We start from the raw sequence: 24,627 nt of genomic DNA on the forward strand, positions 1-24,627 counted from the left end.
GCTTCAATGCAAGGAATCAGGCAACCGGCTGGATGTACGACCGAGTACACGGGGCGAGTCTTCGCCCCGGCCTGATTCTGAAATACTTATCGTTTTATTACGCGCGCAGTTTGACGTCGATAGCGTCCTGCGCGCGGGTGCTGCGTTGGGAATCCTGACTGTGCTGACGACCAGAGACATCCAGAACTTCCTGGTTATTGACCAGTTCACCCAGGGTGATGTTGTTCAGGAAGCCGGTGAGACGGTCGCTCAGATCGCGCCACAGCGCGTGGGTCAGGCATTTGTCGCCGCCCTGGCAGCCGCCTTTACCCTGGCAACGGGTCGCGTCAACGGATTCGTCAACTGCGCTAATCACTTCACCAACTGCAATACTGCCCGCGTCTTTACCCAGCAGATAACCGCCGCCTGGGCCACGAACGCTGGAAACCAGTCCATTTTTACGCAGTCTGGAGAACAGCTGTTCCAGATAAGAGAGGGAGATCCCTTGTCGTTCAGAAATATCAGCCAACGGAACCGGGCCCGCTTCGGAGTTGAGCGCAACGTCCAGCATCGCGGTCACGGCATAACGCCCTTTAGATGTCAGTCTCATGTCTTACTTAACCTCAAACTCGCCCCTGCCCGGGGTTTTTTATAGTAAAATGGGGTATTGCATAGCAGGGCCAAGTCTGACATTCCTGACTAAAATGGTCAACTATTTACTTGACTGTTTTAGTCAGGTATTTAACCTTCTGTGCCTTCATAATACAGGTGCGGCCTGATGCCCTCACCCCGCCCCTCTCCCACAGGGAGAGAGAAAACAAACCGGCACTACTCTTTATTCTTCTGCTCAATCGACGCCAGAATCCCGCGCAGGATGTTCAGCTCCTGGCTTTCCGGACGCGCGCGGGTAAACATACGGCGCAGCTTGTTCATTACCTGGCCCGGGTGGCCTTCACGGATAAAGCCGGTTGAGAGCAGCGTCTGCTCCAGGTGACCGTAGAAACGCTCAAGGTCGTCCACCAGCGGGTAAGCCGTCTCTTCTTTCGGCTCGACCTCTTTTTCCTGCGTTGCCAGCCACGCCATACGGACTTCGTAAGCGATAACCTGCACCGCCATCGCCAGGTTCAGCGAGCTGTACTCCGGGTTTGCCGCAATCGCGACGTGATAATGACACTTCTGCAGCTCGTCGTTGGTCAGGCCAACGCGCTCGCGGCCAAACACCAGCGCAACCGGCGCCTGTTCTGCCTCCGAGACACTTTTCAGGCCGCATTCGCGCGGATCGAGCATTGGCCACGGCAGCGTGCGCGAACGTGCGCTGGTACCCACAACGAGGCTGCAGCCGGCCAGCGCTTCGTCAAGGGTGTCGACGATCTGGGCATTGCCGATCACGTCGCTGGCCCCGGCCGCCAGCGCGATAGCCTGCGAGTCGGGTTTCACCAGCGGGTTAACCAGCCACAGGTTCGTTAAGCCCATGGTTTTCATAGCGCGGGCAACGGAGCCCATGTTGCCGGTATGCGATGTTTCGACCAGCACGATTCGAATGTTTTGCAGCATAATTTTTAATGTCTGAATTCAGCGTCTGAAGAATATTCGGGCATATTATCATAAACGGGAGACATAATCCGATCCCACTGCTATACTCTGCGCCGATTTTCCTGTTCTTTAACATCCAGTGAGAGAGACCGATGCATCCGATGCTGACCATCGCCGTGCGCGCAGCGCGCAAGGCGGGTAATGTAATTGCCAAACACTACGAAACGCCAGACTCCGTAGAAACCAGCCAGAAAGGCAGCAATGATTTCGTGACGAACGTCGATAAAGCCGCAGAAGCGATTATTATCGAAACGATCCGCAAATCTTACCCACAGCACACCATCATCACCGAAGAAAGCGGTGAACATGAAGGTACCGATCAGGATGTTCAATGGGTTATCGATCCACTGGATGGCACCACCAACTTCGTCAAACGCCTGCCACACTTCTCTGTGTCTATCGCAGTACGCATTAAAGGCCGTACTGAAGTCGCCGTTGTGTACGATCCAATGCGTAACGAACTGTTCACCGCGACCCGCGGTCAGGGCGCACAGCTGAACGGCTACCGTCTGCGCTGCAGCAACGCACGCGATCTGGACGGCACCATCCTGGCGACCGGTTTCCCGTTCAAGGCAAAACAGCACGCGACCACCTATATGAATATCCTGGGCAAACTGTTCACCGAATGCGCGGACTTCCGTCGCACCGGTTCTGCTGCGCTGGATCTGGCCTATGTTGCCACCGGCCGCGTTGACGGTTACTTCGAACTCTCACTGAAGCCATGGGATTTTGCAGCGGGCGAGCTGATCGCACGTGAAGCAGGCGCCATTGTTTGCGACTTCACCGGCGGCCATAACTATCTGTCTACCGGCAACATCGTTGCGGGTAACCCACGCGTTGTTAAAGCCATGCTGGCAAACATGCGTGATGAACTGAGCGATGCGCTGAAGCGTTAATCCCGGTAATTCCCTCTCCCTGTGGGAGAGGGAATTGAAACTAAAAAGGCCGCAATCCCCTTCCCACCGGCACCGCACTCATCCACATCGTTACCGCCGCTACCAGCAGAATCACCCCGCCCGCCAGCGCGAGCGTTGTCCAGCCAACCTGCCGCCACAGCACCGGCGTTTTATTGCCGCTGAGTTTGACCGCCAGCTGACGGAAGCTGTGTACCAGCAGCGCTAAAGACGAAATGGTGAGAGAGGTTCCTGCCGCCATCGCCAGCGCGGACAGCATGCCCCAGCCGAACACGCCTATCACCTTACTGAACAGCAGCACCATGATGGCACCCGAACACGGGCGCATGCCCATAGAGAGAACAATCACCAGCCGCGCGCGCCAGTCGTCGCCGTTCTGTAATTGTTCCTGCGTGGGCAAATGCTGATGTCCGCAGCCGCAGTTTTCATCATGAACGTGGTGCGGCGTAAAGGTTTTGAATTTCGGCTTTTGCAGCAGCACGCGCAGCTTTTTCAGCGCCCGCCAGCAGAGGATCAGCCCCAGCAGGCCCACCAGCGCATAGCTCCCTTTTTCAAGCCAGAAGCTGCTCATGTGCAGCTGGCGCGCCGGAAGCTGCAAAAGTGAAAGCACAACAACGACCAGCGCAATCGCCACGCCGCCCTGCAGCAGCGAGGAGGCCAGCGTCAGGCCGATGCTCGATTTCAGCTTTGACGGATGGGTGGCGAGCCAGGTCGTAATGACGATTTTGCCGTGCCCCGGCCCCAGGGCGTGCAGAACGCCATAGACAAAACTGAACGCCAGCAGGGAACCACCCGCTTTGGTCGGGTTCTCCGCCACCGCCTTCAGCAGACCGCTCATCTGCTGGTTAACCTCACGCTGCCAGATAATGCTTTTCATCATGACCTGCGGCCAGGCCTGCCACAGCCACAGCGCACCGCCAGTTGCTAACAGTAAAAAGAGCGCCAGCGGCCAGAGGTGCAGCCAGCGGCGCGGTTTCCGAACCGGAGAGGAGATCACTGACATTGTAACGTCACCTCCTGCGCAAACTGTTTACCCAATTCCATATCCTCGGGTGGGGCATCTTCTTTATCAAGCGAGACCGCAAAGTTCAGCGTCTCTTCGCTCGGTTTCGGGGTGTGTACGCCAATTTTGCAGCTTTTTTGCAGCGCGTCCGGCAGCCGTACGTCGCTGTCTTTGTCATAGCGCATGTCAACATAGTAGGTAGGGTCAAAGGTGGAAAAGCGGTACGTTTGCCCCGCCAGCGGCTGCGGATGCGCCAGCGGAAGCACGAACGTCAGCACCGCCTGGTGCCCTTCACGCGTCATCCCGTATTCCGTGGGTCGGTTCAGAAATTTGACCTTTTGCCCGTTGTGCCAGAATTCAGTGAAGTAGTGCTGGCCGAGCACGTTGGCCATTACTTCCGCCGCCAGCTTTTTCCAGATTTCATCGCCGGGCTTCGCATTTCCCGCATCGTAGAGCAGATCGGCCGAGGTGATTTCATCCATCGTCCAGCGCATTTTCAGGCCGCTCAATTGCGTGCCGTCGGTGACAAGCTCGGTTTTGAGGTCGATAAAGCTGTGAGGGTGTGCGCTGGCGGTTAAGCTGATAACCGCCAAAAATAACGCCATCGCACATTGTTTAACTGTTTGCATCAATTCCTCACGTCAAAAATTCTGTGATGTTCCCCAGCAATCCTGAGTGAAAGGCCTGCCGGCGCGCTTTTCAGCGCTCATCCTTTAGCTATTCTTATCAAACATTCACACTGGATACCCGACAGATGATGACGACGCTTGAAATTCCATCTGTGCTTTCCAGTTCGCAGCGCCGCTGCCAGGTGCTTTTGATGCTTTACCTGCCCGATGCTGCCGTCACCGCACAGAGCATAATCGCTGCCAACGGCGTGGATGACGCGATGGCACGGCAAGATATAGCCGAGACGCGCGATGAAATCCAGCGCTATCACCGGCTGGATATCGTTACGCACCACGACGGCTGCTACCGGATTGAAGGCACAGCCCTGAATCAGCGTTTATGCCTGCTGCACTGGCTGCGCCGGGCGCTGCGGCTTTGCCCGCAGTTCGTCTCGCACCAGTTTACCCCCGCATTAAAAACCGCGCTTAAACAACACGGCATTGCGCGTCCGCTTTACGACGATGCGAACCTGCGGGCACTGATCGGCTTCTGCTCACGCAAGCTCCAGCGCCAGTTTGAATGCCGCGACGTCCAGTTTTTACAGCTTTATCTGCAATACTGCCTTATTCAGCACCAGCTCGGGAATACGCCGCAGTTTTCCCACGTTCAGCGCAGCTGGACCCAGTCGAGAGGGGAGTATTTTACGGCGCAGGAGATCGTGCGCCACTGGAGACGGCGCGTCCCGCAGGGTGCCCACGGGGATGAACAGCTGTTTCTGGCGCTGCTGTTTATGATGCTCCGCACCCCCGATCCGGTGCTTGATAAGCACCAGCAGGATCAGCGTCTACGCCGGGCCATCGTGCGCATGGTGGCCCGCTTTCGTTCCCAGACCGGGATGAACTTCAGCGATGAACAAGGGCTGACCGATCAGCTGTATATCCATCTGGCTCAGGCGCTGGACCGTTCGCTGTTTGAGATCGGCATCGACAATAACCTGCCGGAGGAGATCCACCGCCTTTATCCCCGACTGTTACGCACCACGAAAGAGGCGCTGTTTGAACTGGAGGCGGAATTTGGCCTGCGTTTTTCCGATGAAGAGATGAGCCTCGTGGCGGTGATTTTTGGTGCCTGGCTGATGCAGGAGACTGACCTGCATGAAAAACAGGTGATCCTGCTGACGGGAGACGATAAAGCCAGTGAGGAACAGATCGAACAGCAGCTTCGCGAGCTGACGCTGCTGCCGCTCAATATTCGCTACCTGACGCTGCAGGCCTTTCAGAAAGAGGGAGCGCCGCGCGAAGCCGCGCTGGTTATCACCCCCTACCCTACGGCCCTGCCGCTGTTCTCGCCGCCGTTGATTCATGCCGTTGAGACATTGAACGCGCAGCAGCAAGAACATATTCGCGCCATGCTGGAATCATAGCGACGCGCGGGCGGCCACTTTAGGGCGAACAACGATGGCGGGCAAGGCGACCAGCGCCATCACCCAGAAGACGCCGTGCCCCAGATGCTGATAGAGGAATCCCGCAAACACCGTCATGATCGCGATACTGCCCCCCATTGCCACTGCCGAATAGACGGCCTGCAGGCGAATCACGTCCCCGCCCTCGCGCGCAGCGATATAGCGCATGGCTGCCAGATGGCACACGGTAAAGGTGCCGCAGTGAAGAATTTGCGCCACAATCAGCCACGGCAGATCGGTCGTCCAGCCCATAATCCCCCAGCGCGCCACCCCACACATGGCGGAAAGCAGCAGCAGGTCACGCGCGCCAAAGCGACGGAACAGTTTTTTGCTCAGGGCAAAGATAATGACTTCGGCCACCACGCCCAGCGACCATAGATAGCCCACGGCGGAAGCGGAATACCCTGCCCCCTGCCAGTAGATAGCGCTGAAACCATAGTACGCCGCATGTGCCCCCTGAAGGAGGCACACGCACGCCAGAAAACGCCAGCTTTGTGCGACCAGGCTCCGCCATGCGGGCCAGCCGGCGCTCTCCTGATGGCGGCTTTCCCCTTGTGGCATCACCGACGGTCGCAACAGCATGCCCAGCAGCATCGAGGCAATACCGATGCTCAGCAGGGCAAGAATGGCGCGATAATCGTAAAGGCTGACCAGTTTGCCCACCAGCGCCGAGCCAATCACAAAGGCGATAGAGCCCCACAGGCGCACGCGACCATAGTCCATGGTGATCTGCTTTTGCCAGGTGTTCGCCAGGGCATCCGTCAGCGGCACCAGCGGTGAGAAGAACAGGTTAAAGCCGACCATCACCACCATCAGCCAGGCAAACTGGTGGCTGACCCAGAAGCAGGCCACAAAGATCAGGGTCAGCAGAGCAAGAATGCGCACGGCCTTGATCAGTAAGGAGGGATCGCTGACGCGCGGGGCAATCAGCAGGCTGCCGAGGAAACGCGCCACCAGCCCGGCCCCCAGCAGGACGCCGATGGTCTCGGGCGTCAGGCCGATACCCTTGAGCCAGACGCTCCAGAAGGGCAGAAAAATACCGTAGCTAAAGAAATAGGTGAAATAACTCAGCGCCAGCCAGCGCGTGGAATACAAGACCATGAATCCCTCCCGAAATCGAGGCCATAGTCTGGCGAGAATATAAAAATTAAGCAAGTAGATAGCCTGCTATAAATTAACGAAAAATTAACATCTTGTGCAGTCGCCTGGCGTATGGCAGGGAATGGAAATATGTATTACGTTTAAATTACTCCACTTGCAGAGGTTTTTCTGCCATGAACTCACTACGTTATCTCGATTTCGGCCAGTCACGTCACCTGCTGCTGCTCATTGGCCGCATCGCACTTGTCGTGCTGTTTATTATCTTTGGTTATCCAAAACTGACGGGGTTTAGCGGCACCGTACAATACATGACCTCGCTGGGAACGCCGATGCCCATGCTGGCGGCCATTATTGCGGTGGTGATGGAAGTACCTGCCGCCATTCTGATCGTACTGGGCTTTTTCACCCGTCCTCTCGCGGTACTGTTTGTGTTCTACACCCTCGGAACGGCGGTGATTGGGCATCACTACTGGGATATGACCGGTGATGCGGTCGTACCGAATATGATTAACTTCTACAAGAACATCAGCATTGCCGGTGCTTTTATTTTGCTGGCCATTGTCGGTCCAGGAGCTATTTCCCTTGACCGGCGTTAAGCCATAAAAAAAGGCCGCATGCGCGGCCTTTTTTATTTCTGCAAAGCAGAGGAATTATGCGTATACCGGGAAGCGTGCGCAGATATCCAGAACTTTACCTTTGACGCGCTCGATAACCGCTTCGTCATTGATGTTGTCCAGAACGTCACACATCCAGCCAGCCAGCTCTTTCACTTCTGCTTCTTTGAAGCCGCGGCGAGTCACGGCCGGAGAACCGATACGGATACCGGAGGTCACGAACGGGCTCTTCGGATCGTTTGGCACGCTGTTTTTGTTCACGGTGATGTTGGCGCGGCCCAGGGCAGCGTCAGCTTCTTTACCGGTCAGGTTCTTATCAACCAGATCCAGCAGGAACAGGTGGTTTTCAGTACCGCCGGATACCACTTTGTAGCCACGGTTCAGGAACACTTCCACCATCGCTTTGGCGTTCTTAGCAACCTGCTGCTGATAAACCTTGAACTCAGGCTCCATCGCTTCTTTCAGCGCGACCGCTTTTGCCGCGATAACGTGCATCAGTGGGCCGCCCTGCGCGCTTGGGAACACCGCGGAGTTCAGTTTTTTGTACAGCTCTTCGTCACCGCCTTTCGCCAGGATCAGGCCACCGCGTGGACCCGCCAGGGTTTTGTGGGTGGTGGTGGTCACAACGTGAGCGTGTGGAACCGGGTTCGGGTAAACGCCTGCGGCGATCAGACCCGCAACGTGCGCCATATCAACGAACAGGTAAGCACCGATGCTGTCTGCGATTTCACGCATTTTTGCCCAGTCAACGATACCGGAGTAAGCGGAGAAGCCACCGATGATCATCTTCGGTTTGTGCTCTTTAGCCTGCTTCGCCATGTCTTCGTAGTCAATTTTACCGGACTCATCGATACCGTAAGGGATGATGTTGTACAGTTTGCCGGAGAAGTTAACCGGGGAGCCGTGAGTCAGGTGGCCGCCCTGCGCCAGGTTCATACCCAGAACGGTATCGCCCGGCTGCAGCAGCGCGGTATAGACCGCGAAGTTAGCCTGAGAGCCAGAGTGCGGCTGCACGTTCGCGTAGTCAGCGCCAAAGAGTTCTTTCGCACGGTCGATAGCCAGCTGCTCAACGATATCAACGTACTCGCAACCGCCGTAATAGCGTTTGCCAGGGTAACCTTCAGCATATTTGTTGGTCAGCTGAGAACCCTGCGCCTGCATAACGCGCGGGCTGGTGTAGTTTTCGGAGGCGATCAGTTCGATGTGCTCTTCCTGACGTACTTTTTCCTGCTCCATAGCCTGCCACAGTTCGGCATCATAATCGGCAATGTTCATTTCACGCTTTAACATCCGCATCTCCTGACTCAGCTAACAAGTAAATTTTGGCCTGAAAAGGCAGTCCTGTTGGACGACGGGCAACAGTATAACTGATTAGTTCTGTGATAACAGGTCTTGACAAACGATTTTACGCAAACGTTTTCCTACCCGCCACGCAAGGGTTTGAGGAATAAAGCTCTCGCCCTTTCCAGCGGATTTCTTTTCAGGTTTGTGATGCATATTTTTCATCTTGCAAAGAACCATTTACAACGCAGGGGTATTTTTTATAAGATGCATTTAAAATACATCATTAAAGTGACATCAGAAGGACGCGCTCATGCTCGACGCTCAAACCATCGCTACCGTAAAAGCCACCATTCCTCTGCTGGTGGAAACCGGCCCTAAACTCACCGCCCATTTCTATGATCGCATGTTCACGCACAACCCGGAGCTCAAAGAGATATTCAACATGAGCAACCAGCGTAACGGCGATCAGCGTGAAGCGCTGTTCAACGCCATCGCGGCCTATGCCAGCAATATTGAAAACCTGGCTGCACTGCTGCCTGCGGTAGAAAAGATTGCGCAGAAACATACCAGTTTCCAGATCCAACCCGAGCAGTACAACATTGTGGGTGGCCACCTGCTGGCGACGCTGGACGAGATGTTCAGCCCGGGCCAGGAGGTGCTGGACGCGTGGGGTAAAGCCTACGGCGTGCTGGCAAACGTGTTTATCAACCGTGAAGCACAGATCTACAGCGAAAACGCCAGCAAGAACGGCGGCTGGGAAGGCACGCGGGCGTTCCGCATCGTCGAGAAAACCCCGCGCAGCGCATTGATTACCAGCTTTGAGTTTGAGCCGGTGGATGGACAGCCGGTGGCCGATTACCAGCCAGGCCAGTATCTGGGCGTGTGGCTGAAGCCAGAAGGCTTCCCGCATCAGGAGATCCGCCAGTATTCTCTTACCCGCAAGCCAAACGGCAAAGGCTACCGCATTGCGGTGAAGCGTGAGGACGGCGGTCAGGTTTCCAGCTGGCTGCACAACGAAGCGAACGTGGGCGACGTGGTCCATCTGGCCGCACCGGCGGGCGACTTCTTTATGGCCGTTGACACTAATACACCGGTCACGCTGATCTCTGCGGGCGTCGGCCAAACGCCAATGCTGGCGATGCTCGATACGCTGGCAAAATCACACCACGGTGCGCAGGTGAACTGGTTCCACGCTGCGGAAAACGGCGACGTGCACGCTTTTGCGGATGAGGTGAAAACGCTCGGGGCGTCCCTGCCGCGCTTCACCGCGCACACCTGGTATCGCCTGCCGACGGAGGCAGACCGCGTAGATGCCCGCTTTGACAGCGAAGGTCTGATGAATTTAAGCCAGATGGAAGGGGCGTTTAGCGCGCCGGACATGCAGTTCTACGTCTGTGGGCCGGTGGCGTTTATGCAGTATGCCGCTCAGCAGCTGGTTGAGCTGGGCGTGAACAAAGACAGCATTCATTACGAGTGCTTCGGCCCGCATAAGGTGCTGTAATCGCCCGGCGGCGCTTCGCTTGCGCGGGCCTACGAAGAGTTTTGTAGGCCGGGTAAGCGCAGCGCCACCCGGCAAGAACGTTAAATCGCCGCGTCGTCTTCTTCGCCGGTACGGATACGGATCACGCGCGCCACGTCAAAGACGAAGATTTTACCGTCGCCAATTTTGCCCGTCTGCGCGGTGCGGATGATGGTATCCACGCAGGTATCGACGATATCGTCGCTGACCACGATTTCAATTTTTACTTTCGGCAGAAAGTCGACCATGTACTCTGCGCCACGGTAAAGCTCGGTGTGGCCCTTCTGACGACCAAAACCTTTCACTTCCGTCACGGTCATCCCGGTGATGCCGACTTCCGCCAGCGCTTCACGCACATCATCCAGTTTGAAAGGTTTAATAATCGCATCAATCTTTTTCATGGTGGGTCCTTAAAATCTTGCCTGTAAGCTGCCTCGTAATCGATTGCTCACAGTACCATACGGCATTACTCTTTAAAATCGTTTGCTTCCAGCTCGTGGCGCGACAGCAGCTTGTAGAACTCGGTGCGGTTGCGTCCGGCCATGCGCGCGGCGTGGGTCACATTGCCTTTGGTGATCTGCAATAGCTTGCGCAGATAGTTGAGCTCAAACTGATTCCGCGCTTCGGCAAACGTCGGCAGCGCCGTGTTTTCCCCTTCCAGCGCCTGCTCCACCAGCGCATCGCTGATGACCGGTGAAGAGGTCAACGCCACGCACTGCTCAATCACGTTGACCAGCTGACGCACGTTGCCCGGCCAGCTTGCGGCCATCAGCCGCTTCATTGCATCGGTGGAAAACGCGCGCACGAACGGTTTATGGCGATCGGCCGCCTGGCGCAAAAGATGGTTCGCCAGCAGCGGAATGTCTTCCGCCCGTTCCGCCAGCGCCGGGATCTTCAGGTTCACCACGTTCAGGCGGTAGTAGAGATCTTCGCGAAACTCGTTGCGGGCCATCACTTTCGGCAGATCGCGGTGGGTGGCGGAAATAATTCGCACGTTAATATCAATGTCGCGGTTGCTGCCCAGCGGACGGACTTTGCGCTCCTGCAGCACGCGCAGCAGCTTGACCTGCAGCGGCGCGGGCATATCGCCAATCTCGTCCAGGAACAGCGTGCCGCCTTCCGCGGCCTGGAACAGCCCTTCCCGGCTGCTTACCGCCCCGGTGAATGCGCCGCGGGCGTGACCAAACAGTTCAGATTCAAGCAGCTGCTCCGGGAGCGCGCCGCAGTTAATCGCAATAAAGGCGTTCTTGCTGCGCGGGCTGGCGTTATGGATCGCCTGGGCCAGGATCTCTTTCCCGGTACCACTCTGGCCGTTGATGAGCACGCTGACGTCGGACTGCGCCACCATCCGGGCCTGTTCAAGCAGACGCAGCATCACGGGGCTGCGGGTGACGATAGACTCCCGCCACGCTTCATCCCCCGCCGGGGCGGCATGTTCCAGCGCGCTGTCGATAGCCTTATACAGCGCGTCTTTGTCCACCGGCTTGGTCAGGAAACTGAATACTCCCTGCTGCGTCGCGGCAACCGCATCCGGGATCGACCCGTGCGCGGTCAGGATAATCACGGGCATCCCCGGCTGCTGCTTCTGGATCTCCGCGAACAGCTGCAGGCCGTCCATTTCGTCCATCCGCAGGTCGCTTATCACCAGATCGATTTTCTCGCGGCTGAGGATCTTAAGCCCCTCGAGCCCGCTTTCCGCGGTCACGACGCTGTAACCTTCACTCACCAGACGCATGCCCAGCAGCTTTAACAGCCCGGGATCGTCATCCACCAGTAACAGATGGGCTGGTTTACGGCTCGTCATGCTTCACATCCTCTTGTTTCGGCGTATCGCTGTCCGGTGCCGCAGATGAACTCCCCGGCTGATATTTGCGCGACGAGAGCTGCCTTTCGATATCGGTCAGGTTTTCCAGCTTACGCGTTGTGGTATCGAGCTGCGTACGTAAATGTTGCTGCTGCTGACGCAGCGTATCAAGCTCGCTGTCGGTTGACTGTTGCAGCTTGCTGTAGCGGGAGCGCTCTTCAGACAGCTGAAGCTGTAATGTCTGCCCATCGCGCCAGAGCTGGTATACCGGGCGTACCTGCACGGGAAGATTGACCACGAACGTGTCCAGTCGGGTCACGTTGGCGCGCCGTTCGACGGGGGTGATTTTCGCATCAGCCAGCAAAATGCCGCGCTTGAAGGCGTCCTGCCAGGTGTCGTCATCCAGCATCGCCGCCTTCGAGCGAGCGTCTACCGGGGCCAGACGCTGGGCGCAATCTATTCCACGCAGCCAGAACAGCGGGTTGCTTTCAACGTCATGACCTGACAGATTCCAGATATCGTCACAGCGGGTTGAGAGGAAATCGGCCAGCTGGTTATCGGGCCATTTATCTTCTTGTTTATCGCTAATTGCACTTTGTGGCGCATGGGAAACACACCCTGCCAGAAATAAACAGGGCAGGCTCAGGCGAAGCGTGTTGCGGGAAAACACCGCGCGTACGGCGCGGGAAAAGACGTGTGACATACTCACCAGACATAGATTCATTTTATTGATTTTTCCGGCTCAGGGGCAGTTCAATACGGAAGCAAACATCCGAACGTTCGTCCGTGGCAATGTTTAGCTCACCCTGCATGCGTCGTATGCAGTCCCGGGCGATGCTCAAGCCCAGACCACTGCCTTTCACCGCACCTTTCCGCTGATGACTCCCCTGGAAAAAGGGCTCGAAGATCATGGTTTTTTCGTCATCGGGGATCGGGGTGCCGGTGTTAGCGACGTCTATAAACACCCGGGAACCCTTCGTATAACTTCGGATATAAATGTTACCGGATTCAGTACCATAGTGCACCGCATTGGAATAAAGATTATCCAGCACGCTCATTAAGAGCATGGGTTCAGCGAGACAGGTCGGCGCATTCAGTTCTACACCGGTATGCATCATTTTAGCTCTTGCTGGCAAGCTATGGGCGGATATCACCATATCCACCAGCGGTTCAATCTCAACGTTTTCCAGAACGACCGCCCCGTCAGCCAGCTTGCGGTTGTAATCCAGCAGTTGCTCAATCAGCTTTTGCAGATTGCGGCTGCTGTTATCCAGGATCTCGACAATTTCTTTCTGTTCTGGCGTAAGGGGTCCTGCCACTTCGTCCGCCAGCAGCTCCGTCCCTTCGCGCATGCTGGCCAGCGGCGTTTTAAGCTCATGGGAGATATGGCGCAGGAACTGATGACGCTGTGATTCAAGCCACGCCAGGCGCTCGGACAGCCAGATAATGCGCTGGCCTACGGATCGCAGCTCGCGCGGACCTTTAAAGGCGACCGTATCCCCGAGCGATTTCCCCTCACCCAGGCGGTTGATCATCCGCTGAATCCCCTTCACCGGGCCGATGATCATGCGGGTAAAGAGCAGAACCAGCCCGAGGCTCACGAGGAACAGCACCAGCGCCTGCCAGCCGAAGAACTGGCCGCGCTCGGCAATCTCCTGCTGGAGCTGCTGGCCGCGAGAGAAAATCACCGTGCGCGTTGACTGCACCATCTCGGTGTTGGCGCTGGCAAAAGCTTCAAGACGCGCGGCGGCGGCGGCATCCGGGCCGCTGTTACTGCACTGTAGCTGCGCAAGATCGTTTAAATCCTGACGTAACGCCTGATAGAGCTTGTCGTCAGGCAATACGCCGGCGTGGGCGTCCAGCATTTCGCTATAGCGCTTGCGCTGACTCTGATACACCTTTTCCAGCGTCCGATCGTCAAGCACGCAATACTGACGATAGCTACGTTCCATCTCCAGCGCGGCGTTGGTCATCGCTTCACTGCGTCTGGCGTCGATGAGCGTCGTGCGGTTGGTCAAAGCCGCCTGCGCGCTCAGCGCGTTCAGACTTTGCCACGCCTGCCAGGCAAGGATCAGCAGCGGCAGCAGGATCAGCAGGAAGGCCATCATGACAAGCTGTCGCAGGGAGCGGGGAAAAACGGGCCAGCGTTTCAACGCATTACTCTCTTAATGGGGGTTTACGCAGAGCGTAACTGAGTCTGCCCTTCAGATACAACAAAGCCGGGTAAAAACCCGGCTTTGTCATGGAATGAGGCGGTGCCTAACTCGACGTTTCGCCCTGGCCTGATAAAGCATCGCTATGATCAGTAGTTGGACGGCAGGCACCTTTTTGTGCGTCATTCGAAGTTTATGTAGCGCGTCCCGAAGGGGCTGACATAAGAAGGTGAATGAGCCACTGATTAATATTATGCAACACCCGTGCCAGAACGCAAAACAAAATGTTAACACATTGAAATATATAATTTTTACTCGTTTAACCGGTTAATTATCGGTTGAATGATTTCCAGGCTAAGTGTCGCTATTAAGCAACACCTTAACGGGAACCTTTACTGCCATATATAAATCAATAAGTTAAATGTCTCCTTTTGGAGACACTCCAACCAGAGGGTTGTCGCGATTTTGCGACAGAGACAAAAAAGCCCGGTAGCGCTCACGCTTACCGGGCCTGCAGGAGTTGCCTAAAACTTAACCCAGCTGTTTACGCGCGTTGCGGAAGATACGCATCCACGGGCTGTCCTCGCCCCAGTTTTCAGGGTGCCAGGAGTTGCTCACGGTGCGGAACACACGTTCCGGGTGCGGCATCATGATGGTCGCACGACCGCTTTCGCTGGTCACCGCGGTAATACCGTTGGCGGAGCCGTTCGGGTTGGCCGGGTAGGTTTCCGTGACCTTGCCGAAGTTATCGACAAAGCGCAGCGCCACCAGACCTTTGCTCTCCAGCTGAGCCAGATGCGCGGCATCACGCACTTCTACCTGACCTTCGCCGTGGGAGACCGCGATTGGCATCTGTGAACCGACCATTCCCTGCAGCAGCAGAGACGGGCTTTGGGTCACTTCCACCAGGCTGAAGCGCGCTTCGAAGCGGTCAGACTGGTTACGCACAAAGCGCGGCCAGGCTTCGCTCCCCGGGATCAGCTCGCGCAGGTTAGACATCATCTGGCAGCCGTTACACACGCCCAGCGCCAGGGTCTGCGGACGGTGGAAGAAGGTTTCGAACTCGTCGCGCACGCGGCTGTTGAACAGGATGGACTTCGCCCAGCCTTCGCCCGCGCCCAGCACGTCGCCGTAGGAGAAGCCGCCGCACGCCACCAGCGCCTGGAAATCTTCCAGACCGGTACGTCCGGCCAGCAGGTCGCTCATGTGAACGTCGATAGCGTCAAAGCCCGCGCGGTGGAAGGCAGCCGCCATCTCAACGTGGGAGTTAACGCCCTGCTCGCGCAGCACGGCCACTTTCGGACGCGCGCCGGTCGCAATGTACGGCGCGGCAATGTCTTCGTTGATGTCGAAGGAGAGCTTCACGTTCAGGCCTGGATCCTGGTCATTGGCCTTCGCGTTGTGCTCCTGATCGGCACATTCCGGGTTATCACGCAGGCGCTGCATCTGCCAGGTGGTTTCCGCCCACCACATACGCAGCGTGGTGCGGCTTTCGCTGAACACGGCGTGACCGTCTGCTTCAATGACGAAGCGGTCGCCCTGAACGGCTTTACCCAGATAGTGCACGCAGTCTGCCAGACCGTGCTTCGCCAGAATGGCTTCAACCGCGTCGCGATCTGCCGCGCGCACCTGAATCACGGCGCCCAGCTCTTCGTTAAACAGCGCCGCCAGACGGTCTTCGCCCAGCGTTGCAATGTTGGCTTCAACCCCACAGTGGCCGGTGAAGGCCATCTCTGCCAGCGTCACCAGCAGGCCGCCGTCGGAACGGTCATGGTAGGCCAGCAGCTTACGCTGCGCCACCAGCGCCTGGATGGCGTCGTAGAAGCCTTTCAGCTGCGCCACGTCGCGCACGTCGGCTGGCTTGTCGCCGAGCTGACGGTAAACCTGCGCAAGAGCGGTGGCACCCAGCGCGTTGTTGCCTTTACCCAGGTCAATCAGCAGCAGGGCGTTGTCTTCGGTGGAAAGCTGCGGCGTAACGGTATGACGCACGTCTTCCACGCGGGCAAACGCGGTAATCACCAGCGACAGCGGAGAGGTCATCTCGCGCTGCTCGCTGCCTTCCTGCCAGCGGGTTTTCATCGACATGGAGTCTTTACCCACCGGAATGGTCAGGCCGAGAGCAGGACACAGCTCCTCGCCCACCGCCTTCACGGCTTCATACAGGCCTGCGTCTTCGCCAGGGTGACCGGCAGCGGCCATCCAGTTTGCGGAGAGTTTGATACGTTTGATGTCGCCAATCTGCGTCGCGGCGATGTTGGTCAGCGCTTCACCGACCGCCAGACGGGCAGAGGCCGCGAAGTCCAGCAGCGCCACCGGGGTACGTTCGCCCAGCGCCATCGCTTCGCCGTAGTAGCTGTCGAGGCTCGCGGTGGTCACGGCGCAGTTCGCCACCGGGATCTGCCATGGGCCAACCATCTGATCGCGCGATACCATACCGGTCACGGTACGGTCGCCGATGGTCACCAGGAAGGTTTTCTCAGCGACTGCCGGCAGGTGCAGCACGCGATTAACGGCTTCAGCTACGGTAATGCCCTGGCGATCCAGCGCTTTGCCCGCCGCTTTACGGGTTGTTACGTCGCGGGTCATCTTCGGCGTTTTACCGAGCAGAACGTCGAGCGGCAGATCGATAGGCTGGTTGTCGAAATGGGTGTCGCTCAGAGTCAGGTGCTGCTCTTCGGTCGCTTCACCGATGACGGCATACGGCGCGCGCTCGCGGCGGCACAGCTCGTCAAACAGCGGAAGCTGGTCCGCGGCAACCGCCAGCACGTAGCGCTCCTGGGATTCGTTACACCAGATTTCCAGCGGGCTCATGCCCGGCTCATCGCTCAGGATATCGCGCAGGTTGAAACGACCACCGCGGCCGCCGTCGCTCACCAGCTCCGGCATGGCGTTAGACAGACCGCCCGCGCCCACGTCGTGGATGAAGAGGATCGGGTTAGCGTCGCCCAACTGCCAGCAGCGGTCGATCACTTCCTGGCAGCGACGCTCCATCTCAGGGTTGTCACGCTGCACGGAGGCGAAATCGAGATCCGCGTCAGACTGGCCGGAGGCCATAGAAGAGGCCGCTCCGCCGCCCAGACCGATATTCATCGCCGGGCCGCCGAGCACGATCAGCTTCGCGCCGACGACGATCTCGCCTTTCTGCACGTGATCGGCACGGATGTTGCCGATCCCGCCCGCCAGCATGATCGGTTTGTGGTAGCCGCGCAGCTCTTCGCCGTTGTGGCTGTCCACTTTCTCTTCATAGGTACGGAAGTAACCGTTCAGCGCCGGACGACCAAATTCGTTGTTAAACGCCGCGCCGCCCAGCGGGCCTTCGGTCATGATATCCAGCGCGGTCACAATGCGCTCTGGCTTGCCGAAATCTTCTTCCCACGGCTGTTCAAAGCCCGGGATACGCAGGTTGGAGACGGAGAAACCGACCAGACCCGCTTTTGGTTTTGCACCACGACCGGTCGCCCCTTCGTCGCGGATTTCACCGCCGGAGCCGGTCGCCGCACCCGGCCACGGGGAGATCGCGGTCGGGTGGTTGTGGGTTTCAACCTTCATCAGGATATGCGCGGGCTCCTGATGGAAGTCATAGCGCCCTGCTTCGCGATCGGCGAAGAAGCGGCCCACCTCGGAACCTTCCATCACCGCGGCGTTGTCTTTATAGGCAGACAGCACGTGGTCAGGGGTTTGCTCCATGGTGTTTTTGATCATTTTGAACAGCGACTTTGGCTGCTGTTCGCCGTCAATAATCCAGTCGGCGTTGAAAATCTTGTGGCGGCAGTGCTCAGAGTTTGCCTGCGCGAACATATAGAGTTCTATGTCGTTCGGGTTACGGTTGAGCTTAACAAACGCATCCTGCAGGTAGTCGATTTCGTCTTCTGCCAGCGCCAGGCCGAGACGCAGGTTGGCGTCAATCAGCGCCTGACGGCCCTGCCCCAGCAGGTCTACGCTCTGTACCGGCGCAGGCTGATGGTGAGAGAAAAGCTTCTGCGCGTCATCGAGAGAGGCAAATACGCTCTCCATCATGCGATCGTGCAGTTCAGCCGCAACCGCCTGCCACTGTGCTTCGCTAAGGGTAGAGGCTTCCACGTAGTACGCCACGCCGCGTTCCAGACGGTTAATCTGGCTCAGGCCACAGTTGTGGGCGATGTCGGTGGCTTTGGAAGACCAGGGGGAGATGGTGCCCGGACGAGGCGTCGCAAGGATCAGTTTGCCGGTTGGCGTATGGCTGCTCAGACTTGGGCCATACTTGAGCAGGCGTTCCAGCTGTACGCGCTCCTCTGCATTCAGGGGGGCATTCAGGTCAGCAAAATGGACATACTCAGCGTAAATATTGCTTACCGGAAGGTCGGCCGCCTGAAAACGTGCCAGCAGTTTAGTGATACGGAAGGCAGACAGTGCAGGCGAACCACGCAGAATTTCCATCATAAGTCTCTCGTCTTCGAAGCGCCGGGGCGCTTACAGTGTGCGCAAGGGGGGAAAACGGGCGTCATTATAGAGAATCCTGAGCGCCGACGAAACCGTTTGCGTCGAAATAAAATTTGCACAGAGATTTAACAATAGATGTGACCAGTCTCTCTAATTGGTTGCCAAGTGGCGCAAGTTTACGCAAAATGCCGCTCATTCAATGGCAAACCTTATGATTAACATGGCTACAGCAGACTGAGGCAACCGGCGTCGCAGAGAATTAACTAATTGAAAAAATTAAAGATTAATTATCTGCTCATCGGCATTGTAACGTTGCTGCTGGCAGTGGCCCTCTGGCCTTCCATCCCCTGGTTCGGCAAAGCCGAAAACCGTATCGCCGCCATTCAGGAGCGGGGGGAATTGCGCGTCAGTACCCTCAACTCTCCGCTGATTTACAGCGACATCAACGGTAAAATCATTGGTCTGGATTACGAGCTGGCACAACAGTTCGCCGATTATCTTGGCGTGAAGCTTAAAATCACCGTCCGCCAGAATATCAACCAGCTGTTTGACGACCTCGATAACGACGATGCCGATATGCTTGCCGCCGGGCTGGTGTATAACAGCGAGCGCAGCAAAAACTACCAGCCAGGCCCGACCTACTACTCCGTTTCGCAGCAGCTGGTTTACCGCGTCGGGGGCCTGCGCCCGCGTTCGCTGGCCTCGATTGACGATCGGCAACTGACGATTGCGCCTGGCCACGTGGTGATTGACGATCTGCGTGAGCTCAAGGAGAAGAAATATCCCGACCTGAGCTGGACTGTGGATCCGAAACTCGGCACGACGGAGCTGCTGGAGCAGGTAAAAGACCAGAAAGTGCCCTACACCATCGCCGATTCGGTCGCGATCAGCCTGTTCCAGCGGGTGCATCCTGAAATCGCCGTGGCGCTGGACGTCACCGACGAGCAGCCTGTGACCTGGTTTAGCCAGCTTGATGACGATCAGACCTTCTCTGCCGCGATGCTTGATTTCTTCAACACCATCAATGAAGACGGTACCCTGGCGCGCCTGGAGGAGAAGTACCTCGGTCACGGTGACGACTTTGACTACGTTGACACCCGCAGCTTCCTGCGCGCGGTAGACAGCGTCCTGCCAGATCTGCAGCCGCTGTTCGAAAAATACGCCCAGGAGATTGACTGGAAATTGCTGGCGGCTATTTCGTATCAGGAATCCCACTGGGATACCCAGGCCACGTCTCCCACGGGCGTACGTGGTTTGATGATGTTAACCAAAAATACCGCGCTGAGCCTGGGCGTCAATGACCGTACCGATGCGGAACAGAGCATCAGCGGCGGCGCGCGCTACCTGCAGGATATGATGGCCAAAGTCCCGGAAACGGTGCCGGAAGAGGAGCGGATCTGGTTCGCGCTGGCGGCCTACAATATGGGCTACGCACATATGCTGGATGCGCGGGCGTTGACGGCCAAAACGAAAGGTAACCCGGACAGCTGGTCAGACGTTAAGCAGCGCCTGCCGCTGCTGAGCCAGAAGCCATGGTATAACAAGCTGACTTACGGCTACGCGCGCGGACATGAAGCCTACGCCTACGTGGAAAATATCCGTAAATATCAAATTAGCCTGGTCGGGTATCTGCTGGAGAAAGAGAAAGAGGCAACAGAGGCCAAACAGCTGGCCCAAAGTTACCCAGTCGTGGCGCCGGACGAGCTTAATCGTCCGACAGCTTCAATTCTGCCTTTTGCTGCTTTTTCTGCTGACGGCGCATTCGAAAGAAATCGCTTAATAGCCCCGAACACTCTGGTGCAAGCACCCCGCCGATAGTCTTCACCTGGTGGTTCATCCCCGGGTGACCCAGCACGTCCATCAGCGAACCGGCCGCACCGGTTTTTTCATCCCGCGCACCGAAGACCAGAGTCCCGATCCGGCTGTGCACCATCGCGCCGGAGCACATCACGCACGGCTCCAGCGTCACATACAACGTAGTATCAAGCAGGCGATAATTTTGCAGCACCAGACCGCCCTGGCGAAGCGCCATGATTTCGGCATGTGCAGTAGGATCGTGGCGGCCAATCGGACGGTTCCACCCTTCACCAATCACCTGGTTATTGTGGACCAGCACGGCGCCTACGGGCACTTCGCCCTCGTCCCAGGCACGCTGAGCCAGCGTCAGCGCATGGCGCATCCAGTATTCATGGTCGAGTTCAGGGTTGGACAACGGTTGATACTCCAGTCGAAAAGCGGGCGGCATTATACACGCCCATTATGGATAAGACTATTCGAGTTGCTGGAGTTCACCTGATGGCGTGACGCGCCAGCGATGCTGGCAAAAATAGAGCAGCGGGTTGTCCTGTTTACTGTCGCTGTAGCCGCTGTACAGGCGCAGCGGCGTACCGATGCGTTTCTCCAGCTGGACCACTTTTTCATGCCCCAGGCAGCGCAGGGTCAGCACCCAACCGCCGTAACCGCGGGCAACTTGCGTGGCAATAAGATTCACGCGCGGAAGCCAGGGGGTATCAAAATAGACCTGCTCCACCAGCGTCTGCGGGGAGCCGGTAATCAGCCAGATGTCGGCATCGTTCGCGTCGAGGTAGCCAGTCAGGCGCGCCTGCACCACCGGAAAGGCGGCGACGTGGCCGCGGAACCAGTGCGCAAAATCCTTTTCGAGCTGTTTGAGGCGCGCTTCGCTGTGCCCAAAGGTACATCCCCACAGCAGCAGACTCATCGGCCATCGCGCCGCACGACCTTTCACCAGCAGCGCGATACCGATAACCGGTAAGAGCGGTAGCACGAGCAACGCATTCAGGGGCTGACGCCGCAGCAGGTAACGCATAAACGTACCAAACATATCCTGCTGATGCAGCGTTCCATCCAGGTCGAAAAAGACAACGCGACGCGCGTGATTTGCCAAACCTTACTCCTCTGGATCGTTGAAACCTAACAGCCAGGTAAACAGGAACCCGGCGATCACCGCTACTAAATAGCCTAACAGATAGAACATCACTTTTCCGGTCACGATGGTTAATGCCAGCGGTAAACCGGAAAGCCCAAAGGTGATAACGGTGGCGACCTTCCAGTAGCTGATCAATGCCCCACCTACCGCACCGCCCAGACACGCCGCGAGGAACGGTTTACCCAGCGGCAGCGTAACGCCGAAAATCAGCGGCTCGCCAATGCCGAGCAGTCCAACCGGGAGTGCGCCTTTAATCACTTTCTTCAGTCGCGCGTTGCGGGTTTTCATCAGTACGGCAATCGCCGCGCCGACCTGCCCCACGCCCGCCATCGACAGGATAGGCAGCAGCGCGTTATAGCCGTGCGACTGCACCAGCTCAACGTGGATCGGCACCAGCCCCTGGTGCAGGCCCGTCAGCACCAGGGGCAGGAAGGTACCCGACAGCACCGCGCCCACTAACAGGCCGCCGCGATCAATCGCCAGCGACGCACCGTGGGCGATGGCTTCAGAGATCCACCCGCCTAACGGCTGGAGGGCGACAATCGCTACGCTACCGGTAATCAGCGTAGTCAGCAGCGGGTTGAGGATAAGCTCAATAGAGCCGGGCAGAACCGCGCGCAGCCTTTTCTCGATCCAGCACATCAGGATGACCACCAGCAGCACGGCGATCACCCCACCGCGGCCCGGCTGGAGCGCCTCACCAAACAGCGTGATCTGCGCCAGCTGCGGGCTGGACAAGATGCCCGCCATCACGCCGCCCATGGCCAGCGATCCGCCAAACACCTTCGCGGTATTGACCCCAACCAGAATGTTCATGATGGCGAAAACAGCGCTGCCGAAGATCCCCAGAATCCCCAGCAGGTTCGGATACTGCGTGGCGAAATCCCCCACAATATCCGGCCGCTTGAGAATATTGATGATCCCGGTGATTAGGCCTGAGGCAATAAACGCCGGGATCAGCGGAATGAAGACGTTTGCCAGCTGACGCAGCGCATCGCTCATCGGGGCTTTGTATTTGGCTTTCGCCTGCGCTTTGGTGCGCTCCGCATCGTCAATCGACACGCTCGCGCTAACGCCCATCAGCGCCCGCATGGCATCGACAACCTGCGCCGCTTTCCCCGGCCCGACGATCAGCTGATGCTGCTGCCCCTGCTTCACGTAGCCGCTGACGCCGGACAGTTGCTTCAGGCGCGGCACGTCAAGCTGGTCGTCGTTATGCACCTCGACGCGCACGCGCGTCATGCAGTTTTCGAGACGCTGAATATTTTGTTCCCCACCGATCCCCTGCAGGATATCGCTGGCGAGCGCTGCTGTTTTGTCCATACACGCCTCTGTTAGTTTTCTAATGCCGCCCGTAAGAAGCCGTTATGCGCATCGAGTTTGGCTCTGGCGCTTGCCGCATCCAGCCCGCTTAAGATCATCAGAATGGCCGGTTTAACATCGTGATCGGTCTGCTTGAGTACCGCTTCTGCCTCTTCACGTCCTGCGCCCGTCGCCTCCATCACCATGCGGCAGGCTCTGTCCACCAGCTTGACGTTGGTGGCCTGCATATCCACCATCAGGTTCTGATACACCTTCCCAAACTTCACCATCGCGCCGGTGGAGATCATATTGAGCACCAGCTTTTGCGCGGTCCCGGATTTCAGGCGCGTGGAGCCGGTGAGCGCTTCCGGCCCAACCACCGGAGAGATAGCGATAGCGGCCACCTGTGCAATCGGTGATCCTGGGTTACAGGAGATGGCGACCGTCGTGCAACCGGTCTGGTTAGCGTATTCCAGCCCGCCAATGACGTACGGCGTGCGCCCGGATGCTGCCAGCCCAACCACCAGATCCTGCGCGGTCAGGTTCAGCGCTTTGAGATCATCTTCACCGAGCTGTTTGTTATCTTCCGCCCCTTCAACGGCTTTCAGCAGCGCACCGGGTCCACCGGCAATCAGCCCAACCACCAGACCATGCGGCACCCCAAAGGTTGGCGGGCATTCTGACGCATCCAGGACCCCAAGACGCCCGCTGGTGCCCGCGCCCATGTAAATAATGCGTCCACCGGCCTTGAGGGATTTCGCCGCCGCATCGACCGCTTTCGCCACCTCGGGTAATGTCTCTTTCACAGCCTGCGCGACCAGCGTATCCTGTTGATTAAAGCGGTGAACCAGCTCCAGGGTGGAGAGCGCATCCAGATCCATGGTTTGCGGGTTACGCGTTTCAGAAACAAGTGAGCCAAGATTCATTTTTGTACCTCAAGAATTTTTAATTCATAATAATCACACTATAATGGAATATAAAATTCATTCAGGCGAGCAAAATCCGTATTTGCGCAGATAATCACATTTTCGCCAGGAGACCGTATGAACTGTTTAATTCGCATTCGCCAGCGCTACGCAGGCTTTGCCCAAAGCGACAAGAAGCTGGCGGATTTTCTGCTTTCTCAACCCGATCGCGCACGCCATCTCAGCTCGCAGCAGCTGGCGAGTGAGGCCGGCGTGAGCCAGTCCAGCGTAGTGAAATTTGCGCAGAAGATTGGCTTTAAGGGATTCCCTGCCCTCAAGCTGGCAATCAGTGAAGCGCTGGTCAGTAACCCTAACCCGCAGTCCATGCCGGTGCATAATCAGATTCGCGGCGATGACCCGATGCGGCTGGTCGGCGAAAAGCTGATCAAAGAAAACGTGGCTGCCATGCATGCGACGCTGGATGTGAATACGGAAGAGAAGCTGCTGGAGAGCGTGGCGATGCTACGTGGCGCGCGGCGGATCATTCTGACCGGCATCGGCGCGTCCGGGCTTGTGGCGCGTAACTTTGGCTGGAAGCTGACAAAAATTGGGCTTAACGCCATCGTCGAGCAGGATATGCACGCCCTGCTGGCGACCGTACAGGCGATGGATCCTGACGATCTGCTGCTGGCGATCTCCTATTCCGGCGAGCGCCGCGAGATCAACATGGCCACCGATGAAGCGCTGCGCGTCGGCGGTAAAATTCTGGCGATCACCGGTTTTACGCCGAATGCCCTGCAGCAGCGGGCCACGCGCTGTTTATATACCATTGCCGAGGAGCAGGCCACGCGCAGCGCGGCTATCTCGTCCACCAGCGCACAAATGATGCTGACGGACCTGCTGTTTATGGCGCTGGTGCAGCAGGATCTGGAGCGTGCGCCCGAACGCATTCGTCACAGCGAAGAACTGGTAAAGAAACTGGTTTGACGCGTATAATGCCCGCCCAGTTTGTGTTGTTT

Annotated in this window: 21 protein-coding genes; 6 read left to right on the forward strand and 15 right to left on the reverse strand. The window is 57.4% G+C overall.

The window, feature by feature from the left end; genetic code table 11:
- Positions 1 to 97 precede the first annotated feature (97 nt).
- Together iscR and trmJ are read right to left on the reverse strand one after the other, a co-directional pair.
- A complete protein-coding gene (iscR, locus tag AC0TNG_RS10750) occupies positions 98 to 589 on the reverse strand; it encodes a Fe-S cluster assembly transcriptional regulator IscR (RefSeq protein WP_024908641.1) in 492 nt (163 codons plus the stop codon).
- Positions 590 to 807: 218 nt separating this feature from the next.
- On the reverse strand, positions 808 to 1,533 hold the full coding sequence (trmJ, locus tag AC0TNG_RS10755; RefSeq protein WP_024908640.1) for a tRNA (cytosine(32)/uridine(32)-2'-O)-methyltransferase TrmJ: 726 nt from the start codon (positions 1,531 to 1,533) through the stop codon (positions 808 to 810).
- Between the two features lie 131 nt (positions 1,534 to 1,664).
- Here trmJ and suhB point away from each other — a divergent pair, with 131 nt between their 5' ends.
- Complete coding sequence (gene suhB / locus AC0TNG_RS10760; protein WP_024908639.1) at positions 1,665 to 2,468, forward strand: inositol-1-monophosphatase; 804 nt, start codon at positions 1,665 to 1,667, stop codon at positions 2,466 to 2,468.
- Between the two features lie 40 nt (positions 2,469 to 2,508).
- Here the strand turns inward: suhB and AC0TNG_RS10765 are convergent, their stop codons facing one another.
- Both AC0TNG_RS10765 and AC0TNG_RS10770 read right to left on the reverse strand, forming a co-directional pair.
- Complete coding sequence (locus AC0TNG_RS10765; RefSeq protein WP_032648684.1) at positions 2,509 to 3,489, reverse strand: nickel/cobalt transporter; 981 nt, start codon at positions 3,487 to 3,489, stop codon at positions 2,509 to 2,511.
- Positions 3,480 to 4,118 (reverse strand): DUF1007 family protein, encoded by a 639-nt coding sequence (locus AC0TNG_RS10770; RefSeq protein ID WP_024908637.1) that lies wholly within the window; start codon positions 4,116 to 4,118, stop codon positions 3,480 to 3,482. The genes AC0TNG_RS10765 and AC0TNG_RS10770 overlap by 10 nt, the downstream gene beginning before the upstream one ends.
- A gap of 125 nt (positions 4,119 to 4,243) precedes the next feature.
- Between AC0TNG_RS10770 and csiE the strand changes: the two genes are divergently transcribed.
- Entirely contained in the window at positions 4,244 to 5,521 is a 1,278-nt protein-coding gene (csiE, locus tag AC0TNG_RS10775) for a stationary phase inducible protein CsiE (protein ID WP_032648681.1), read from the forward strand.
- On the opposite strand, the gene AC0TNG_RS10780 is transcribed toward csiE, so the two are convergent.
- Positions 5,516 to 6,661: a 3-phenylpropionate MFS transporter gene (locus AC0TNG_RS10780; RefSeq protein ID WP_463727040.1), complete on the reverse strand. Its 1,146-nt coding sequence runs from the start codon at positions 6,659 to 6,661 to the stop codon at positions 5,516 to 5,518. The genes csiE and AC0TNG_RS10780 overlap by 6 nt on opposite strands.
- Before the next feature lie 173 nt (positions 6,662 to 6,834).
- Between AC0TNG_RS10780 and AC0TNG_RS10785 the strand changes: the two genes are divergently transcribed.
- Positions 6,835 to 7,257: a DoxX family protein gene (locus AC0TNG_RS10785; RefSeq protein ID WP_024908634.1), complete on the forward strand. Its 423-nt coding sequence runs from the start codon at positions 6,835 to 6,837 to the stop codon at positions 7,255 to 7,257.
- 54 nt (positions 7,258 to 7,311) lie between these two features.
- Here AC0TNG_RS10785 and glyA read toward each other — a convergent pair whose 3' ends face one another.
- Positions 7,312 to 8,565, reverse strand: a complete 1,254-nt coding sequence (gene glyA / locus AC0TNG_RS10790; protein WP_008502165.1) for a serine hydroxymethyltransferase — start codon at positions 8,563 to 8,565, stop codon at positions 7,312 to 7,314.
- Between the two features lie 304 nt (positions 8,566 to 8,869).
- Here glyA and hmpA point away from each other — a divergent pair, with 304 nt between their 5' ends.
- Positions 8,870 to 10,060 (forward strand): NO-inducible flavohemoprotein, encoded by a 1,191-nt coding sequence (gene hmpA, locus AC0TNG_RS10795; protein ID WP_024908633.1) that lies wholly within the window; start codon positions 8,870 to 8,872, stop codon positions 10,058 to 10,060.
- An 80-nt stretch (positions 10,061 to 10,140) separates the two neighbouring features.
- Here hmpA and glnB read toward each other — a convergent pair whose 3' ends face one another.
- From glnB to purL, 5 genes are all read right to left on the reverse strand, one after another.
- On the reverse strand, positions 10,141 to 10,479 hold the full coding sequence (glnB, locus tag AC0TNG_RS10800) for a nitrogen regulatory protein P-II (RefSeq protein ID WP_003860685.1): 339 nt from the start codon (positions 10,477 to 10,479) through the stop codon (positions 10,141 to 10,143).
- A gap of 65 nt (positions 10,480 to 10,544) precedes the next feature.
- Positions 10,545 to 11,882 carry a two-component system response regulator GlrR gene (gene glrR, locus AC0TNG_RS10805; protein WP_021241871.1) on the reverse strand — a complete coding sequence of 446 codons (1,338 nt, stop codon included), beginning with the start codon at positions 11,880 to 11,882 and terminating at the stop codon, positions 10,545 to 10,547.
- Positions 11,869 to 12,606: a two-component system QseEF-associated lipoprotein QseG gene (gene qseG / locus AC0TNG_RS10810; protein ID WP_024908631.1), complete on the reverse strand. Its 738-nt coding sequence runs from the start codon at positions 12,604 to 12,606 to the stop codon at positions 11,869 to 11,871. Before qseG ends, glrR begins: the two co-directional genes overlap by 14 nt.
- A 1-nt stretch (position 12,607) precedes the next feature.
- Positions 12,608 to 14,035 carry a two component system sensor histidine kinase QseE/GlrK gene (gene qseE, locus AC0TNG_RS10815; protein ID WP_024908630.1) on the reverse strand — a complete coding sequence of 476 codons (1,428 nt, stop codon included), beginning with the start codon at positions 14,033 to 14,035 and terminating at the stop codon, positions 12,608 to 12,610.
- A gap of 531 nt (positions 14,036 to 14,566) precedes the next feature.
- Positions 14,567 to 18,454 (reverse strand): phosphoribosylformylglycinamidine synthase, encoded by a 3,888-nt coding sequence (gene purL, locus AC0TNG_RS10820; protein ID WP_048991357.1) that lies wholly within the window; start codon positions 18,452 to 18,454, stop codon positions 14,567 to 14,569.
- A 267-nt stretch (positions 18,455 to 18,721) separates the two neighbouring features.
- Between purL and mltF the strand changes: the two genes are divergently transcribed.
- Positions 18,722 to 20,272, forward strand: a complete 1,551-nt coding sequence (gene mltF, locus AC0TNG_RS10825; RefSeq protein WP_032648672.1) for a membrane-bound lytic murein transglycosylase MltF — start codon at positions 18,722 to 18,724, stop codon at positions 20,270 to 20,272.
- On the opposite strand, the gene tadA is transcribed toward mltF, so the two are convergent.
- The 4 genes from tadA to murQ are packed head-to-tail and all read right to left on the reverse strand — an operon-like array spanning position 20,160 to position 23,629.
- Positions 20,160 to 20,699: a tRNA adenosine(34) deaminase TadA gene (tadA, locus tag AC0TNG_RS10830; RefSeq protein ID WP_032645359.1), complete on the reverse strand. Its 540-nt coding sequence runs from the start codon at positions 20,697 to 20,699 to the stop codon at positions 20,160 to 20,162. The genes mltF and tadA overlap by 113 nt on opposite strands.
- A gap of 24 nt (positions 20,700 to 20,723) precedes the next feature.
- Positions 20,724 to 21,359 (reverse strand): phosphatidylglycerophosphatase C, encoded by a 636-nt coding sequence (yfhb, locus tag AC0TNG_RS10835; protein ID WP_024908626.1) that lies wholly within the window; start codon positions 21,357 to 21,359, stop codon positions 20,724 to 20,726.
- A gap of 3 nt (positions 21,360 to 21,362) precedes the next feature.
- Positions 21,363 to 22,724: a PTS transporter subunit EIIC gene (locus AC0TNG_RS10840; RefSeq protein WP_473702153.1), complete on the reverse strand. Its 1,362-nt coding sequence runs from the start codon at positions 22,722 to 22,724 to the stop codon at positions 21,363 to 21,365.
- A gap of 11 nt (positions 22,725 to 22,735) precedes the next feature.
- Positions 22,736 to 23,629 (reverse strand): N-acetylmuramic acid 6-phosphate etherase, encoded by an 894-nt coding sequence (murQ, locus tag AC0TNG_RS10845; RefSeq protein WP_157189601.1) that lies wholly within the window; start codon positions 23,627 to 23,629, stop codon positions 22,736 to 22,738.
- Between the two features lie 117 nt (positions 23,630 to 23,746).
- Here murQ and AC0TNG_RS10850 point away from each other — a divergent pair, with 117 nt between their 5' ends.
- Positions 23,747 to 24,595: a MurR/RpiR family transcriptional regulator gene (locus AC0TNG_RS10850; protein WP_023333056.1), complete on the forward strand. Its 849-nt coding sequence runs from the start codon at positions 23,747 to 23,749 to the stop codon at positions 24,593 to 24,595.
- Positions 24,596 to 24,627: the final 32 nt, after the last annotated feature.

Source organism: Enterobacter sp. PL_is514 (assembly GCF_055816715.1).